This is a genomic window from Burkholderia aenigmatica (genome assembly GCF_902499175.1).
GTDB lineage: Bacteria > Pseudomonadota > Gammaproteobacteria > Burkholderiales > Burkholderiaceae > Burkholderia > Burkholderia aenigmatica.
Map to the genome: position 1 here is coordinate 52,705 of NZ_CABVQC010000012.1, position 16,997 is coordinate 69,701.

13 protein-coding genes are annotated in these 16,997 nt (G+C 58.7%); 2 read left to right on the top strand and 11 right to left on the bottom strand.

Annotation, left to right across the window (positions count from 1 at the left end; translation table 11 throughout):
* Positions 1–28: 28 nt before the first annotated feature.
* Both BDO18943_RS11155 and BDO18943_RS11160 read right to left on the bottom strand, forming a co-directional pair.
* Complete coding sequence (locus tag BDO18943_RS11155; RefSeq protein ID WP_175022336.1) at positions 29–1,009, bottom strand: hypothetical protein; 981 nt, start codon at positions 1,007–1,009, stop codon at positions 29–31.
* A gap of 406 nt (positions 1,010–1,415) precedes the next feature.
* Positions 1,416–1,796, bottom strand: coding sequence for a hypothetical protein (locus tag BDO18943_RS11160; RefSeq protein WP_175022337.1), 381 nt, complete (start codon positions 1,794–1,796; stop codon positions 1,416–1,418).
* A gap of 167 nt (positions 1,797–1,963) precedes the next feature.
* On the opposite strand from BDO18943_RS11160, the gene tssF reads away from it, so the two are divergent.
* Entirely contained in the window at positions 1,964–3,853 is a 1,890-nt protein-coding gene (gene tssF, locus BDO18943_RS11165) for a type VI secretion system baseplate subunit TssF (protein ID WP_235995936.1), read from the top strand.
* A 69-nt stretch (positions 3,854–3,922) separates the two neighbouring features.
* Here the strand turns inward: tssF and BDO18943_RS11170 are convergent, their stop codons facing one another.
* On the bottom strand, positions 3,923–4,231 hold the full coding sequence (locus BDO18943_RS11170) for a PAAR domain-containing protein (protein ID WP_321533531.1): 309 nt from the start codon (positions 4,229–4,231) through the stop codon (positions 3,923–3,925).
* A gap of 23 nt (positions 4,232–4,254) precedes the next feature.
* Positions 4,255–4,998: a putative type VI secretion system effector gene (locus tag BDO18943_RS11175; RefSeq protein WP_175022339.1), complete on the bottom strand. Its 744-nt coding sequence runs from the start codon at positions 4,996–4,998 to the stop codon at positions 4,255–4,257.
* A 128-nt stretch (positions 4,999–5,126) separates the two neighbouring features.
* Here BDO18943_RS11175 and BDO18943_RS11180 point away from each other — a divergent pair, with 128 nt between their 5' ends.
* On the top strand, positions 5,127–5,441 hold the full coding sequence (locus tag BDO18943_RS11180) for a type VI secretion system baseplate subunit TssF (protein ID WP_235995938.1): 315 nt from the start codon (positions 5,127–5,129) through the stop codon (positions 5,439–5,441).
* A 52-nt stretch (positions 5,442–5,493) separates the two neighbouring features.
* On the opposite strand, the gene BDO18943_RS11185 is transcribed toward BDO18943_RS11180, so the two are convergent.
* The 7 genes from BDO18943_RS11185 to BDO18943_RS11215 form a co-directional block, all read right to left on the bottom strand.
* Positions 5,494–5,745 (bottom strand): PAAR domain-containing protein, encoded by a 252-nt coding sequence (locus tag BDO18943_RS11185; protein ID WP_043178489.1) that lies wholly within the window; start codon positions 5,743–5,745, stop codon positions 5,494–5,496.
* Positions 5,746–5,780: 35 nt separating this feature from the next.
* Positions 5,781–6,518: a putative type VI secretion system effector gene (locus BDO18943_RS11190; protein ID WP_175022340.1), complete on the bottom strand. Its 738-nt coding sequence runs from the start codon at positions 6,516–6,518 to the stop codon at positions 5,781–5,783.
* 245 nt (positions 6,519–6,763) lie between these two features.
* Positions 6,764–7,498, bottom strand: a complete 735-nt coding sequence (locus BDO18943_RS11195; protein ID WP_175022341.1) for a putative type VI secretion system effector — start codon at positions 7,496–7,498, stop codon at positions 6,764–6,766.
* 11 nt (positions 7,499–7,509) lie between these two features.
* The gene (locus tag BDO18943_RS11200) at positions 7,510–10,362 is read right to left on the bottom strand and encodes a T6SS effector BTH_I2691 family protein (protein WP_175022342.1); all 2,853 of its coding nucleotides are present in this window, start codon (positions 10,360–10,362) and stop codon (positions 7,510–7,512) included.
* Between the two features lie 40 nt (positions 10,363–10,402).
* Complete coding sequence (locus BDO18943_RS11205; RefSeq protein WP_175022343.1) at positions 10,403–11,368, bottom strand: DUF4123 domain-containing protein; 966 nt, start codon at positions 11,366–11,368, stop codon at positions 10,403–10,405.
* 4 nt (positions 11,369–11,372) lie between these two features.
* On the bottom strand, positions 11,373–13,904 hold the full coding sequence (locus tag BDO18943_RS11210) for a type VI secretion system Vgr family protein (protein ID WP_175022344.1): 2,532 nt from the start codon (positions 13,902–13,904) through the stop codon (positions 11,373–11,375).
* Between the two features lie 674 nt (positions 13,905–14,578).
* Positions 14,579–16,879 carry an NADP-dependent malic enzyme gene (locus BDO18943_RS11215; protein ID WP_175022345.1) on the bottom strand — a complete coding sequence of 767 codons (2,301 nt, stop codon included), beginning with the start codon at positions 16,877–16,879 and terminating at the stop codon, positions 14,579–14,581.
* Positions 16,880–16,997 lie beyond the last annotated feature (118 nt).

The following is a 16,997-nucleotide window of genomic DNA, read 5'->3' on the forward strand; positions in this document are numbered from 1 at the left end:
ACGCTTGATCTTGAACGGCGCTTTTCGCTTAGTTGGGCGACTTGAGCGGAAGGATCGTTTGACGCAACAGCTGGAAGTACGAGCTCGTCGAATACGGGAGCATTTGCTCGACGTAGTTCCACCAGAAGAATCCGCCGATGAAACGCGGATCGGTCATGCTGTCGACCATCGGGTAGTACGTCTTGATCAGGTTCTGCTGCACCGATGCCGGCGCGGCGGTGTCCGAGGTGCCGATTTCGCCGAAGCCGACCTTCGCGTTCGGGAAGATGCCTTCCAGCGCCGCAAAATCGTTCTTCCACGTCGGACTCAGCCCCGGGCAATCCTGGTACGGGTAGTAGCTGAACAGCGCATAGTCGGCCTGCTGGCGGACCGTCGACGACAGGAAGGTGGTCGGCCACGTCTTCCAGTAATCCTGCGGCTTCTCCCAGCAGTTGTTGCCCTTGCTGTCGTCGTTGTAGTACAGCGTGATGGCCGTCTTGCCGCCGTTCGATTTGACGATCTGGTTGGCCGCGGCAACCATCTGACCGATCTGCTGCTCTTCCGAGTTGACCACGGAGTTCGTGCCGCTCGGGTCAGTCCGCAGCCATTCGCCGTTGATTTCGTTCGCGATCTCCCAGACGTCGACGGTGTTCTTCAACTGCGACACCAGTTCCTGCGTCCGTGCCTTGTACGTGGCGAGATCTGTCGGGAAATAGTAAGAATCGTAGACTTCGCCCATCACGTACGCGACTGCGTGCAGGCGCAGCAGCGGTGCGTAGTAGTCGGCGGCAGACGTACCCGGATCGAACACGACACGCACGGTGGGCTTGTACGGCAGGTTCTGCAGCGACGCGACGATCGCGTCCAGCTTGGTCAGGTCGTCGAGGGTCACGCCGTAGACGGGATTCTTCAGAGGTTCGACCTGAGCCTCGGCGGGCCGGGATAAGGGCATGAGCCCGGCATAAGCAACGCATGCGGCGATGGCCGTGCGCGAGAGATTTTTCGTCAGTTTTTTCAAAACGCCTTCCATCCCAAAGTAAGAAGAAGCGCGATTTTAGACGAAAATAAAAGCTAATTATCGGACGATATCGAAACTAGCGAGCCCCAAAACATCGTTAGGATTGGTATCGAAAGTGAGCACTTCGGGGCGTCGCGACGGGGCTATTGTTACGAGATACTGATCAATTGCACTGCAGCATCGGCGCGGAAGGCTGGCGCGGGGAGCCGGCGGGCGTTCGACGCGTGCGTATCAGGGTAAAGCCGATGTCCGGGTGGCCGGGGGCAAACGATTGCCAACGCTCGAAGCGGGTGGCCGCCCACCTCGACCGACAAGTGCGCCCCGCGACAGGCGCCGCACGCGACACGGGCGCTCGCCAGGCGACCGGTAACGGAAGCCGCCGCGACGAAGGTGCGCGACATGGCTTCGCACGCACGGCTCAGCCTTTGGCTCGTTGCCAACGATGCATGAGCCAGAACACGAATCCCGCCGCCGCGCCCAGGCATAAGAATGCCAGGAACCCCAAAGCGGCCGACAAACCGGCTTTGAAAAGATCGTCATCCCAGATCGACGTATAAATCAAAAAGGTGGCTATCCACGTCAACAATCCAGTAATCCCGCCACACAGACACGATGCGATCACGGAAACGCGCCAGTATTTCACTACCAGCAGATATTGTGGAATGGCAAACACTGCCGTGCCGAAATAGGCGATTGGAATGGAATATTTCAGTGACCCGTGATCGCCGGTGAAATACGACCACAGTAGACCCGGCACGAGGGCCGAGAGCGCAAAGGCAAGAAAAGGTATCTGACGCATCGGTGCAGGCAGCCGTTCGCTGCGGAAAGTCTATTGGAATCAGGCTTGGTCGGTGGACGGCTCGGGAACTTCACTCAATCGCGGCATCGCGGCCCTGCCAGTCGGTCGAGAACACTTCAACGAGCGTCGTCGATTAAGCGGTTATCATAGCGACAGCCGACCTTAGTATGCCTGACACCATTCAGCGCAACCGCCAAACGGCGAACAGACAGTTTTGTCGTCGTGCCGGCTCCTCACTTTACGCGATGGATTACCTGCTTCCGCATTACGAACGAGAACTTGCACTACTACGCCGATCGGTTGCCGCCTTCGCATCACGCTATCCCAAGATTGCCATTCGGCTCGGGATCAGCGGCGACCGTTCCGAAGATCCCCATCTCGAGCGAATGCTGCAGTCGTTCGCGCTCCTCGCGGCGGATATAGACAGTCGGCTCGATGACAGCTATCCGGAGTTTGCCGACGCCCTCCTCGGCATGCTTTACCCCCGGTATCTACGCGCGTTTCCGGCATGCGCGGTCGCCCAGTTCGATGTCTCGGACATGTTCGACAAGATCACCGAGCCGTCCATCGCTCCCCGCGCAACCGAGCTGGTCGGCAAGACCGAAGACTGCCGTTTCCGAACCGTCTATGACGTCACGCTGGCACCCGTACGTATTTCGGATGCGCGCTACACGTCGGCGTCGGCCGCCCCGTCCAATGTGGCGCTGCCCCCGAACACGGCCGGCCTGCTCTCCATCACCTTCGAAGTTGCCCGGCCGGACTTCCGCATCGACGCCATGCCCCACCCGTTGCGCATCCACATCAGTGGCGCCAGCGAAATCGTCGGCGCCACCATGGATGCGATGACGATATACACGGCCGCAGCCTTCGTCGAGGACACGGAACATCGCTGGGAAGCATTGAACGCGCCACCCCTTGCCGCAGTTGGTTACGGTGATTCCGAGAGGCTGATTGACGAAGATGACGGCCCTGCAGCGTTGAGGTTGCTGAGCGAATACTTTGCGTATCCGAAGAAATTCGATTTTGTCGACGTCGACCTCGCGTCGCTCGCGCGTGCGGCAGGCTCCGCGCAACGTCTGACACTCCACCTCGCCATTTCCAGTATTCACCCGGATTCGCCGGCTGCCCAGAGGTTGAAAAATCTGTCGGCCGGCCATCTCAGGCTCTTTTGCACGCCAATCGTCAACCTGTTCCAACTCACGTCACTGTCGCTCAAGCGAGACCCGATCAGCGGCACGTACCCCGTCCGGTCCCAGAATACCGATGCCACCGACGTCGAAATCTGCTCGGTCGACGCAGTCCGCGCCACGACAAACGCATCCCGGGCGAACGTCATTCATCCGTTCACGTCGCTCATGCACGGCAGCGCTACCAGACCGGCCGGTCCCTACTGGGTACCCAAACAACGCAACGCGGCTGCTCCATCGGACAGGAAGGAGGCCGCACTCGATTTGGTCGGACTGGACGGACGACCCGCTGCCGACACCGGGATTGAGCAGATCGTGGTAGATGTCACCTGCTCGAATGGCGACCTCCCTCGCACGATGCGATTCGGTGCCGACGATGGCGATCTGGTCAATGAGCAGGGCGCGCTAGTGTCACGCATCGTGATGTTGAGCGCTCCGACGGAGGTCGAACGTTTGCCGCGCGATGGCAATGCGGCATGGCGGTTTATCGCGCTGCTCGCCCCACACTCGATCGAACTGACCCGAGCGGGGCTCGTGGAGCTGAAACGCCTGTTCCGCGAATTCTCGAATCATGCTGCGAGACACGCGAACCTGTTGGATGGGCTGACGAACCTGAGCCATCGCGTCAAGCAGCTCTGGTTGTCGGGAGAACCGATGCCGAGCTTCGTGCGGGGCCTGGAAATCACGCTGACGGTCGATGAACAGGCATTCGCTACTGCCAGCCTCAGCACGTTCATCGTCGTCATGGACCACTTTTTCGCCATGTACGCGCCGGCGACAAGCTTCGTTCAACTCGTCGTGACGTCTGCCAACAATGGCAGAGAAATTCGACGGTGCGCACCGAGGCCGGGCACGATCCCGCTGACCTGACGGGATGGGGCACGACCCACCATTACGGGGGGGAATTGATGCCCCAACGACATGAGGCCTGTCTCTGCTTCAGACGGTCGAACATCCTGATCCATTGCCTGCTTTAACGTGGTTTGTTCCACACGGGCACAGCACCAGATCGCCATCCGACACACAGGACCGACCGTCCTCTTGCATGTCGGTATCGCTAGCTTGGATCGGGTACTCGCCCGGGCATCGGGTACAGGTTGCCATTTCATGATCCAAGGCAATACGTCTGTCACCGTCGTGCATACTCGACGCAGTCGCGATGACGCGCCCGCCGGTCGTGGTCGAATCGCCATCGCATACCAATGCTTTACTCATCGTGCCTCCCGTTGGCTGCCCCGCGAAAAACATGTTCGCCGCTTATCGACGGCAGCTCAGGACTCGCTGTACCTGAAAATAAGCTTGCCCATCTGCCACGTATCTTCCGGCTGCCTCAGCCTCTTTGAAGTTTTCGGCAAGTTAACATTGCGAGGATCTTTCCAGCCAAATGTTTCAAATATCTTGTTGGCCATAGGCACTTGCCTTTTGAATCTCCGCCAAATTCCAAATGCCACGAACAAAGCAATCGCCTCCAGCGCCAATCCGCCCGTCAGGTAGACCTCAAACATCAATTCCCATTTATCAAACGAACTGTCACGCATTACCACTGCTGTGACAAACAACATCGTCACCAACGCACAACCACCCCAAAATAGCGTCGAGAATTTCAGAAAAAATTTAAACAGCGCCCTACTTCCACGCTCGCAATGAGGGTGAACGGACAGAATGCCATCACCACACCGCCTGATTGCGTAGCCGATCCATCCAGCGCCCGCCCGCTCCGCGACAACCTCGACTTCATCGCCATTTTCGAAAACAGATAACCAGATCCATGCGCGGACTTCCTCACCGTTCAGCCTGAAGGTCACCAGATCCCCCGTCGTTTCCGTGAACTCTGTGGATGTACTGAGGTTGAGAGCAATATCATTCAAGCCAGCCAGCGCCGCGACGACCGCAGTGCGCTCCATGGCTTGCTTGTCCGCTTCCGTGAAAATCGCCTCGTAGGACTCACGACGCTTCGTCAGTCCCGTGATGACTCCTCGCAGGAGCACCGGGGCAGTAGCCTGCTTATTTCCCATCTCTAATTTCCCGTTGCAGCAAGCGCCGCCTCAAAAGCGGCCTGCTGCTTTTCCAGCGTGCGTCATTTGTCTGGGGCGGTTCCGAACGGCGAACTTGATGGCCAGTTCTCAAGGTCATCGGGTGCGAAGTGGTTGTCGATCAATGTAATTACCGTCAAGACCACAGCCACTTCCCAGCCGGTTGCGAGCAGGATCGGTTGGATGGACTGACGAACCCGAGCCATCGCGTCAAGCAGCTCTGGTTGTCGGGAGAACCGATGCCGAGCTTCGTGCGGGGTCTGGAAGTGACGTTGACGGTCGATGAACAGGCATTCGCTGCTGCCAGCCTCAGCACGTTCAACGCGCCGGCGACAAGCTTCGTTCAACTCGTCGTGACGTCCGCCAACAATGGCAGAGAGATTCGACGCTGCGCACCGAGGCCGGGCACGATCCCGCTGACCTGACTTTCCTGCGGCCCAAATTCCGGCGTCATGGCACGTCCGAAATCCGCGCGGATCAGGTAAGGCTCGAAATCAGATGGCAGCCGCAGGTCGCCCGATGACCGTGCCGCGCAATCGGAACACCGTTGTCGGTCATTGATTCATCGCCCTCGACAATCAGATTCGGCTTGACGTCGGGATGCTGAGGACACGATACCTCGTCGCCTTTGCGGGCAACAAAACGGCCGTCGAAGCGCATCGTCGACGAACCAGTGATCACCTTGCCGCCGTGGTCGGTGTCATCGCCGACACGGATGAGATTCATCATGAGTAAGGCCCAACCTTCGAGTGAGCGAACTACGGTTAGTAACGGAAATACAAGACACCCAATGCACCAGGCTCCCCAGACTGCTTGCTCTTTTTCGTGATCGCGGGCAAGTCAATATTTTTCACGTTCTTCCAACCGAAACCGGCAAAAATCCCCTCGGCCAGACGAACAAATCCCATAAATTTTCTGGATATGTTGAATGCGATCACGCCAAAAATAGCCGCAGCTACCCCCCCGCCGCCCGCATACATATAAAAAATTCCCAGCCAATTATAAATGCCTTCAAAAATCGACATGATCGCTCCCAAAGCAATCATGACCAACATTAATACCGAATATATATAAAACCACCATCGCACCGTCGCCTTATAGTGCGCATATCGGCCTCGACTGCAATGCGGATGGAGCGCTACGATTCGGTCACTGACACGCCTGATGCCGAATGCGCGCCATATCTCGCCAAATGGCTCCGCGACAATCTCGACTTCATCGCCCTCTTTGAACACGGATACCCATACCCAAGCACGAATGCTTTTCCCATCCAGTTCAAATTCAAGCAGATCGGCCTCCTCGGCCGTATCATCCGCGGACGCGGCTAGCCCGATGGCCACCCCACCCAGACCCGCCAGCCCAGCCACAACAGCCGTTGCGCCCATCGCCGTTCGATCCGCATCTGTAAACAAGAACTCCTGAAACTGCCTCGTGCTACGAAGATTCTTGATATGCCCTCTCAACAAACGGGTAGGAGAGAATTTTTCCGTGCTTGCCGTCATTAATCCGTTCCGTTAGCCGAAAGATCCATTACCATCAATGCCTTCTCAAATTCGTCGCTCTGCTTTACCGAATCCCAGGCCCGACTCATGGATCAGATGGCATCGACAGGTCGCTCGATGATCGTGCCGAGCAATCGGAACACTGTTACCAGCCATAGACTCACCGTCCTCGAAAATCAGACTCGATTTGACATCAGGATGATGCGAACACGGTATCTCATCACTCGTTCTGTCAACAACTCCCGTTAGTAACGGAAATACAAGACACCCAATGCACCAGGCTCCCCAGGCTTCTTGCTATTTTTCGTGATCGCGGGCAGATCGATACTCTTGACATCCTTCCAACCAAACCCCGAAAAAATTCCCTCGGCAAGGCGAACGAATTTCATCATCCTTCTTCCTATACGGAATGAAATGACGCCAGTAATCATCGCGACGATCACCCCACCACCCAAAAATAAATTCAAAACACCAAACCAATCGCTTTCGCCACTGAAATACAAAACAATTGCAGCGAAAATATTAAAGCACAACAAAAATATACCAGTCAGCCCAATCCACCATCGCGCTGTCGCCTTATAGTGCGCATATCGGCCACGACTGCAATGCGGATGGAGCGCAACGATTCGGTCGCTGACACGTTTGATGCCAAATGCATGCCATATCTCGCCAAATGGCTCGGCGACAATCTCGACTTCATCGCCATTTTTGAACACGGATACCCATACCCAAGCACGAATGCTTTTCCCATCCAGTTCAAATTCAAGCAGATCGGCCTCCTCGGCCGTATCGTCCGCAGACGCAGCTAGCCCGATGGCCACCCCACCCAGACCCGCCAGCCCAGCCGCAACAGCCGTTGCGCCCATCGCCGTCCGATCCGCTTCTGTAAACAAAAACTCCTGAGACTGCCTCGTGCTACGAAGATTCCGGATATGCCCTCTCAGCAATTGCGTGGGGGAGGATTGTGCCGTGTCTGCCATCGTTAATCCATTCAGTCAGTCGAAAGACCCATTACCTTCAATGCCTTTTCAAATTCATCGCTCTGCTTTCCCGCATCCCAAGCTGGATTCGCAGGTTTCCGTCCGAACGAGCACTTTTCAAGCCATGTCTGCAACTCATCGTCCGAAAAATACCAAATCAGGAATTGGATTGCGACCACTGCCACGGCAACCTCCCAGCCAGTCAGAATCAAAATACCCCGACCAAGCAATAACAATGCCTCTGATCCACCGATCGTTATACCCATTCCTTCTGCGGCTACGCCGACTGCAGTCGTGCCCGCCGCCTTCGCCGCACCCTGTCGAGCAAACCACCCGCCAGCCTCTGTAACCTCCGGGGTCGTAAACGAAGCCAATCTTGCGGTCGCACCGGCAATGCCCGCAGCACCTCCCCTTGCCAGAATCACAATGCGCCCCCCATTTCCGGCCAAGCGCGCAAGCAGCGGAGCTGACGATGTCAGAGCGGTAAGAAGATATGACAGGCCCGTACCAAAGCCTAATGCCGCTTTGGCGTAATAAAGGTAAGCAATGACACTATTTCCCGTTTTTCTCGCCTTCCGGACGTCCACAGCCGCCTGAATCAGCGCCGCAACCCCTCCCAGGAAACTCGTAATCGCCTTCAGATTGCGCAGCGTCTGCGCTGCGTCACTCCCGAACGCCTTGAGCGCCTTCTCCGAAACCGTAAATACGGCCCCTACCACCGACACCCCGGACGCCACCAGCAACGCATAGTCATCGCTGCTCTTATCTGCCTTGGCAAGCAAGCATCCGAAATTCAGCATCTCGATTACCACCAGCGTACTAGCCAACCGCGCATTCAATTGCGTCGACGCCCCCTTTTGCGACTTGCTGACCTCCTCCCACATGTCCGTCAAATTCTTGACACGCTTATCCGCTCCTACGGCCTGCAGCGAACGCAGATACGCCTGAGGCGGGGGTACTCCCTGCTGCCGCAACGCGCGATAGCCCATCTGCAAAGCCAGGCGCATTGCGGGCTCGGCCAGCACTGCGGCCTTGATGAGCCTGGTTGTGTCCGCCTGCGCAATCCCGCCTCGTAGCATCAACGTGCCGCGAATCAGATACATACCGACGCTATCGGCCAACTCCGCACTCTTACTCCATTTGAACAGGCCATTGCCTATCGTCACGGCGAGCTGATCGACACGAAGACCTTTCACGACATATTCCGAACCCGACGCCGCCGTTGCTCCGCGCTTTAGCACATCCGTCATCTTGTCGCAGAACTTCAGGAAGGCCTTCAGATTCTTGATGAGATACGAAGACACGAAGTCGGCCCAATGACTGACTTGATCGCCGGCACTCGCCGGCTGTGTCTTGTATTCGGTTGCCTTCGCCAGCAGCGCCTTGATTTCCTCCTTCTGATCCTGCTGGTTGTACGCATAGGCCCGCCACACCAGACTCGACGGTTGCGTGGGATCCATGTTGTTGACCAGATCCTCGACCAACTTGGCGCCCTTCTCCTCCGACGGCAAACCCCACAACGCAGCATCGATGACTGCGGCGAAGGCATGTCCATCGTCGAAATCGTTTTCGTGATAATCATGCAGCGCAGCCATGAACGTCGACGCTTTCAGCCACGCGCCGACATCCGGCGTCCGATTGGCCTGTAACTGATGCGAGGCCTTCTGCACCGACTCGTACCACGGTCGAAACACGTTCAGTTTGCTCGGATCGAGTTTGCCGTAATACTTCGGCCAAGCGGCATCGCCTATCCGCTTTGCCTCAGCCGGCGTGATCACTCCGGCAGCAGCAATTTTCTTGTCGGACATCGCCTGCTGTTCCGGAGATACGACCAGAGCATCGGGAACTCCATCCGCCGCATACGGATTATTCTTCATCGCCTCCCAACCAGCCGTCCACGCCGACCGCAAACGGCTTTTCGACTCGACTGCACCGTTGCGTACCGCTCCTTCAGCAGAGGTAATCGACTCGAGCGCATCGATCTGTTTCACCCGCTCACGCGTGTACGTCAGTAACCAGCTCCCAGCGTCGTTCCGGAAGCCGTTCAATTCATGAACGTTCCCGATACCGTCCCACAATGCCAACAACATCGGTGGATGATGCTTGCCCTTGTCGAGCTGGCCGACATCGCTCATCACCCGGATCAACGCGTCACTGGCCGACCCGGGAGACGCCTGACGAATACGCAACGGGTAACAGGTCGTCACCTGACGCATGACTTCCGGCTTGTATTTGCCGGTTTCGTCGCTCAGCGTCTGCGCAGGCGGCTGCAACAGTTTGGGATCGAGGCCAGGCATGTATTCGATGACGTCATCGATACTTTGTCGGGTTGCAACGACAGCGTGCCCTTGTGCATCCTGGCCCGCCGAGATCCACTTTGACGGCTCGATCCATTGCATGCGTTTCTGACGAAGCGCTGCATCCTTCTTGTACAGTTCGAACGTGTCACGATGCCACGCGTGCTGCGAAAATGCGACATACACACGGTCAGTGCACTTATCGGGCCTCTCGATAGCAATGATGTCCATCGGTACTGCGATAGATTTCTTTGCACATGCAGGATGCGTCGTCGGCTGGGCCGGCAGCGGAAGCGACTGCTTCCACAAGCGCCCGTCCTCCGTAACGTTATACGCTTCCCAGTAGTTACTACCTCGCGCACCCTTTACGTAGAACAGATACACCCAACCTGCACGCAACGTGCGCAGCGCGTATCGATGTTCAGTCAGTTTGACGTCAGTCACCCCATGCCCGCTAACGCCGGCTGGCAACTTTGCTGCCACGGAATTCGGCACGACTGTGTACCGAACCGGCAGGATCGGCAGCCCCGTCTTTTCGCAGTTGGCGCACTGGTTTGCTGTATCCATTCGCTCTCTCGATATGGGAACTAGATTTATTCTGCTGAGACTAGAAAGACAAAACTGCCTTCGACTCGTCGTACCACGCTCCCCGGCGAATCGCTTCGATTTCGTCCTCGCTCAATTCACCGACAGCGGATGTATAGAACTCATCCGGCGCGCGCTGGCGCAATGCCAGTGCGACGCCCGGATGACGATCGAAATATGGATGCCACGCCAGCGCATGCCCGATAAAAGCGATCTTGTCCTCGCGATCGGTCAGTCCGTGCTGCTCCGCACGGGTCGCGCTCGCAATCGCGGTCTCGACTTCGCTGGATCGAGGCTGCCGCTGCGTAGCCAACATATGCAACGCAAGCGCTCGATTTATCACGCCATGACGATGGATATCACGCCACTGCCCTTCAGTCAGATCCAGTTCCGTACACGATGTCGTTGCCGACGAATAGACGCATAACTTTGCAGTGGCATCCAACGCATGCCAGGCATTGACCGGGCCAAGCAAGGTCCGCTTCTGCCCGTCAGACAGAATCGGCCACATCAGGCTCAGTGCACGCGCGTCGTAGAAACGCAATGCGCATCGGCGCCCCTGATCGTCGATTTGCAGTATGTGATTCGACCAGTATCCGGCGATTTGCTCCGGTGCCATGTCGCTCGCCAACCAGCCGCCAATCCGTTGACCGAGCCCCTTTGCGACGGCATCCGGCTGTCGATCTTCGAAGGCCAGCCGAACGCTTTCAACCAACAACGCCACACCTTCCGAGGTCGACAAATCCAGCTCGATCAAATACGGACGATGATCATCAGGGAAGGCTTCGTGCCCAATTGCGACGACGGCGCCAGGCCGATCATGGAACGACGGTGCACCCTCGTCGCTTTGAGGCAATGCACGCTGACTCGGGTCGACTACAAGGCAACAGCGCGACATGCGTTGCTGGTCGAAATAAGCGCGCAAGGCACGGACAGTCGAATCGATCAACTCACGGTTCAAGTCATCAACAGGTTCGATCGTTTCCATCCCGTCACTCCAGCACGACGCTCGACGCGCTATCGGCCGATGCCGCAGCGGTCTTCCACGAACAGCCCTTCGGCACACTGGCAAGCGGTGAAGGCAAGCGCATCGACGATGCGCCCGGCTTGTCCCACGATGCGCATTTTTCGAGAATCTGGCCGCTCGTTCCGTTCTCGATCAGATCAGGTGTGATCTTGATATACGAGCCGCCTGCGCCGATCCAGATTTCTTTTTCGGCCGAGATAACGACCTTCCCGTTCGAGCTCGTGATCGTCACGTCGTTGAGCGCCGAAAGCTTCATCTCGTCACTCTGCGCCTGAATCTCGACCTTGCCCTTCGCCGCAAACAGCTTGATCCCCGCGTTCTGCGCGAACAGGCTGATCTTCTCCATCACACTCGCGATCAGCGATTTGCCGGCCGCCACGTGCACGCTCTTGCCACTGACGATATTGACCTGCTGGTTCGCCGTGACCTGCGCCGACTCCTGCGTCGACAGGCCCACGCCGGCGGGACTCGCCATCAGCATGATCGGCGTCGAGAACCCGTTCGCGTTGCCCGTGCCGCCCCCGTCCGTCCGACCACCACTGCCGGCGCCGCCGCTCACGCCATAGTGCGTCGCGTCGGTGAATTTCTTGAGCGCGTCCTGCCCTTCCTGCAGGCTCTCCGCCTGGTTCGCCGAACTCGCCTGCGACGTCAGATCGACGACGGTTTCCGCACTGGCCAACTGCTCGGATGCAGCGGTCACGTTCAATGGCTGGTTCGTCGCTGTCGGGTGCGTGGATACGAACAAGCCCTGCCCCGCCCGAATGGCGCCATAGGCGTCCGATTTGAGGTCGAAACCGCTACCGAGGAACGCACCACGCGTATTGTCGGTCTGCTGGATCAGGTACCCGAGGTGCAAATGAGACTGGTAGCTGCTCGAGTAAAGGTGAACCCGATTCTGCTGCGTCGAGTCGTCCATCACGAGCTGGTTGTAGCCGGTGCCGCCGTACTCGCGCGAGCGTTGACCGGACAGCAAACCGTTTGTGTGCCACACCGGCTGCGTCGCGCCCCCGTACATCCTCGCAATGATGACGGGCCGATCGCAGTCACCTTCCATGAAGCCCACGACGACTTCGTCGCCCTTGCGTAGTGGCTGAATCCCGCCACGGCTCGAGCCCGCATCCAGAAACGTCGGACGTACCCAGCACGACGCGCGTTCATCCTGGCCGTTGCGGCGATTCCAGTGGAACCACACCTTCACCCGGTTCAGCGAATCGGTATAGACCTCCTCGCCGCTCGGCCCGGCCACGATCGCATTCTGCAACTGCATCACGGGCTTCTTGTGTTCGAACGGGCTGCGGAACGGAACGTTGCGCGGTTGCGCTTCGACCATCACCTGAAAGAAACCTTCGCTGCCGTCGGCATGGCGAACCGTCGCGCCTGCCTTCGCTTGCGCAACCTCCTCAGCCAGCCCGTCGGGGAATTGCTCTGCTTCGTCCAGACCGGGCAGGTTATTGCAGATCAACCAGTCGACGCCGAGCAGAACGAATTCGCGATCCGGTTGACTGCCCGCATCGTGTACCGGATGGCCGCGCAGTTCGAAGCGCCGCCCCGGCATCGCACAACGCAAGCCGCCGATGCCGTGAAAGCGCTTCATCCGCGACTTGCGCTCTTCGAGCCGAATCTGCGCAAGACGCTCGCCTTGCTCACGATCCGACCACATGTACGCACCGGGATAGTCGTAGATCTCCCCATCGGTCGGCAGCTTGCCGTCCACGTCGGTCACACCCTGCACCTGCCGAGGAAGATCGGGGCGCTTGTAGTCGAACGAGCGCGACGTCAGTTGCGCACTATCGATCTGGAGCTGCTCCTTCCATTGCGCGAACCCGTCCAGTTCGCCGCTGATTTCCGTAGGGCCGAACTCGACAACCGGCTGCTTCAGCTGCGGGACAAAATAAACGTCGTCCGTCAGCACCATCGTGTGCGACCGACCATTGTCCGCCTGCTCGAAGTACGGGAACACGCCCACCTCTTCAAGGCTGCGATGAACGAAGTTCAGGTCGTATTCCCATTGCACGCGGTTCGAATACGACGGAAGCGGTTTATGCAAATCGAAACGATACGCGCCGCGTGCTTGCGGATGCTGGTCGAATACGTCGGTCAGAATCTGCTCGCCGTTCTGCTCCTGCCAGTCCCGCATATCGCGGCGCAGGCGCAGAAAATAGAGCCAGGAAGAGAAGGCCAGCTTGTAAAAGGTCAACGGCCCATCCGCCCCCAACCGGCTGAATCGGTGAACATAGCCATGGATCGGCATGTATGAGCCGTTTGCCTGCTGGATCCAAAGCGTGACCGGCTTGGCGAGCAGCGCGCTGAGTTCGATCTGACTGCCGCGCGGTGAAACGGCATCAATCTCGAATTCGTAATCGCGGCCGAGTCTAGCCGTTCCTTTCACATAGAGCGGCAATAACCAGTCGACGCCGAGCGGCGTGTCCAGTTTGACAAGACGATTGTATTGCGCGTCGCCAAGACGCAATGTCTTATAAAGCGCGGTATGGCCCATGCAGCTTGCCCTTGGTTGGTATTCAGGTGGGGTTTCTGCCGAGCGGTGATTATAAATACCTTTCGGAACAAGACGATAGTGGCCGTTGCACCTCATCTATTTCAAATAGACGGAAAATATGACCGGCACACACGAAATTAAAGAGACTTCACAATTTTTCAGGAAAAAATTTCCGATAATTCTCGTGAGTCGCTTTAAACCACTCATCTCTTTTCTGAACCCGGCCAACCGTGGCGACTCTGCGGCCGTACTCCCGGATAGTGCGCGCTGCGCACGGGAAATTCGGCGAATTTCCCCCTCTTTGATGCCGTGCCAGTCAGCCTCGCATGCGTATCGATCGCGAGATTCGTATCGGGGCTCTATTGACTCTCAGCCAGGAATTAAGCGGCTCGAGCTTTCTCGCCCTCGGCGCCACCTATCCCGTCGCCCTTTCGATTGGAGAAGTGCAAGAAATGGGAAAATCAGGCGTCGTTTCACGATCTTGTAATAAACGGCACTCGTCAAGATCGCCATAAGGAAATGAACAACGCCGATCCCGCCTTTGATCGCATTGACGAACCCGAACGCCGTTTCGACCCACGCCGCGCGACACGACGTGTTCGAATCAATAACGAATGGGGCGGGTTCCCCGAACGACACCACGCCCGGTCAACCCGCCCCCTTTCTGCCCCTACTCAGGCACCCGCGTTGCGATTCGCCTCAATCACCGTCAGCGCCGCCATATTCACGATCCGCCGCACCGTCGAGCTCGACGTCAGAATGTTCACCGGCGCATTGACGCCCAGCAGGAACGGCCCCACCGCCACATTACTGCCCGCCTCGGTCTTGAGCAGGTTGTACGCGATATTCCCCGCATCCACGTTCGGGCACACGAGCAGGTTGGCCGCCCCCTTCAGCGGCGACATCGGCAGCAGCCGCGACCGCAAGCCCTCGTCGAGCGCACAGTCGCCATGCATCTCGCCGTCGGCCTCGATATCCGGCGCCTGCTCCCGGACGATCTCCAGCGCCCGACGCATCTTCACGCCCGAAGCCGCACTGCCCGACCCGAAGTTCGAGCGCGACAGCAACGCCGCCTTCGGCGTCAGATTCAGCCATTCCATCTGACGTGCCGCGGCAATCGTGAATTCCGCGATCTGCTCCGCATCGGGGTTGTCGTTGACGTGCGTATCCACCAGCGCGACCGTCCGCTGATCGAGCAACAGGATGTTCATCGCCGCATAGGTGGACGCACCCGGCTTCTTCCCGATCACCTCGTCGACGAACCGCAGGTGGTTGTGATACTCGCCCACCGTCCCGCAAATCATCCCGTCCGCGTCGCCGAGCCGCACCATCATCGCGCCGATCAGCGTCAGGCGGCGGCGCATCTCGACCCGCGCCATTTCCTTCGAGATGCCATCCCGGCACCGCAGTTCCCAGTACGTCGTCCAGTATTGCGGGAACCGCTCGTCATACTCGGGGTTCGTCACCTCGACATCCTGCCCGAGCCGGATCCGCAACCCGAATCGCTCGATGCGCGCCAGCAGCACTTCCGGGCGCCCGACCAGGATCGGACGCGCCAGCTTCTCATCGACGATCACCTGCACCGCGCGGAGCACGCGCTCGTCCTCGCCTTCGGTAAAGACGATCCGTGCCTTGCCACCGTCGCGCACCAGCTGGCGCGCCGTCGCGAACAGCGGCTTCATGAACGCGCCGGAGTGGTAGACGAATTGCTGCAGTTGCTCGACGTACGCGTCGAGATCGGTCAGCGGGCGCTTCGCCACGCCGCCTTCCATCGCCGCCTTGGCCACGGCCGGCGCGATGCGGACGATCAGGCGCGGATCGAACGGCTTCGGAATCAGGTATTGCGCACCGAACGCCACGTCGTACGCACCATAGGCGGCCGCAACGACTTCGTTCTGCTCCTCCTCGGCCAACCCCGCGATCGCGTGAACCGCGGCGATCTCCATTTCGCGGGTGATCGTCGTCGCGCCCACGTCCAGCGCACCGCGGAAGATGTACGGGAAGCAGAGGACGTTGTTGACCTGGTTCGGGTAGTCCGAGCGGCCCGTCGCGATCACGACGTCGTCGCGCGTCGCATGCGCCAGTTCCGGGAAGATTTCCGGCGTGGGATTGGCCAGCGCGAGAATCAGCGGGCGCGGCGCCATCTCTTTCAGCATGTCGGCGGTCAGGATGCCGCCGACCGACAGGCCCAGGAACACGTCCGCGCCGCCGATCACTTCCGCGAGCTTGCGCGCGTCGGTTTCCTGCGCAAAGCGCGACTTGGCCGGGTCCATCAGCGCGGTGCGGCCGCGATAGACGACGCCTTCGATGTCGGTCACCCAGACGTTTTCAACCGGCAGCCCGAGGTCGACCAGCAGGTCCAGGCAGGCCAGCGCGGCGGCGCCGGCCCCCGACGTCACGACCTTCACGTCCGAAATCGACTTCCCGACGACCTTCAGCCCGTTGATGAACGCGGCGGAGACGGTGATGGCGGTGCCGTGCTGATCGTCGTGGAACACCGGAATCTTCATGCGATCGCGCAGCTTCTGCTCGACCGTGAAGCACTCGGGCGCCTTGATGTCCTCGAGGTTGATGCCGCCGAAGGTCGGCTCGAGACCGGCGATGATGTCGACCAGCTTGTCCGGATCGGTTTCGTTGATCTCGATGTCGAACACGTCGATCCCCGCGAACTTCTTGAACAGCACGGCCTTGCCTTCCATGACCGGCTTGGACGCGAGCGGGCCGATGTTGCCCAGACCCAGCACGGCCGTGCCGTTCGTGATCACGCCCACCAGATTGCCGCGGCTCGTGAAACGGTGCGCCTGCAGCGGATCGGCGGCGATGGCTTCGCACACGCCCGCCACGCCCGGCGTGTAGGCCAGCGCGAGATCGCGCTGGGTCACGAGCGGCTTGCTGGCGACGACCGAGATCTTTCCCGGGGTCGGAAATTCGTGATAGTCGAACGCGGCCTGCTGCTGTGTCTCTGTCTGTTTCATGTTTTTCCGATCCGGGCACGGGCGCCAGGCCAGTCCCGGCGCGATCCATGAAGGTGATTCTAGGGATCCGCCATAAGGAGATGATTCTGTTTTAATATCGGCTCATCACTTTTTCATG

What these genes read in the sequence shown, in the direction of transcription:
- tssF (WP_235995936.1), top strand. Translation starts at nt 1,964, where the DNA reads ATGCCTGACACCATTCAGCGCAACCGCCAAACGGCGAACAGACAGTTT.
- BDO18943_RS11205 (WP_175022343.1), bottom strand. Translation starts at nt 11,368, where the DNA reads ATGGAAACGATCGAACCTGTTGATGACTTGAACCGTGAGTTGATCGAT.
- BDO18943_RS11160 (WP_175022337.1), bottom strand. Translation starts at nt 1,796, where the DNA reads ATGCGTCAGATACCTTTTCTTGCCTTTGCGCTCTCGGCCCTCGTGCCG.
- BDO18943_RS11185 (WP_043178489.1), bottom strand. Translation starts at nt 5,745, where the DNA reads ATGATGAATCTCATCCGTGTCGGCGATGACACCGACCACGGCGGCAAG.
- BDO18943_RS11195 (WP_175022341.1), bottom strand. Translation starts at nt 7,498, where the DNA reads ATGGCAGACACGGCACAATCCTCCCCCACGCAATTGCTGAGAGGGCAT.
- BDO18943_RS11210 (WP_175022344.1), bottom strand. Translation starts at nt 13,904, where the DNA reads ATGGGCCATACCGCGCTTTATAAGACATTGCGTCTTGGCGACGCGCAA.
- BDO18943_RS11170 (WP_321533531.1), bottom strand. Translation starts at nt 4,231, where the DNA reads ATGTTTTTCGCGGGGCAGCCAACGGGAGGCACGATGAGTAAAGCATTG.
- BDO18943_RS11200 (WP_175022342.1), bottom strand. Translation starts at nt 10,362, where the DNA reads ATGGATACAGCAAACCAGTGCGCCAACTGCGAAAAGACGGGGCTGCCG.
- BDO18943_RS11215 (WP_175022345.1), bottom strand. Translation starts at nt 16,879, where the DNA reads ATGAAACAGACAGAGACACAGCAGCAGGCCGCGTTCGACTATCACGAA.
- BDO18943_RS11190 (WP_175022340.1), bottom strand. Translation starts at nt 6,518, where the DNA reads ATGACGGCAAGCACGGAAAAATTCTCTCCTACCCGTTTGTTGAGAGGG.
- BDO18943_RS11155 (WP_175022336.1), bottom strand. Translation starts at nt 1,009, where the DNA reads ATGGAAGGCGTTTTGAAAAAACTGACGAAAAATCTCTCGCGCACGGCC.
- BDO18943_RS11175 (WP_175022339.1), bottom strand. Translation starts at nt 4,998, where the DNA reads ATGGGAAATAAGCAGGCTACTGCCCCGGTGCTCCTGCGAGGAGTCATC.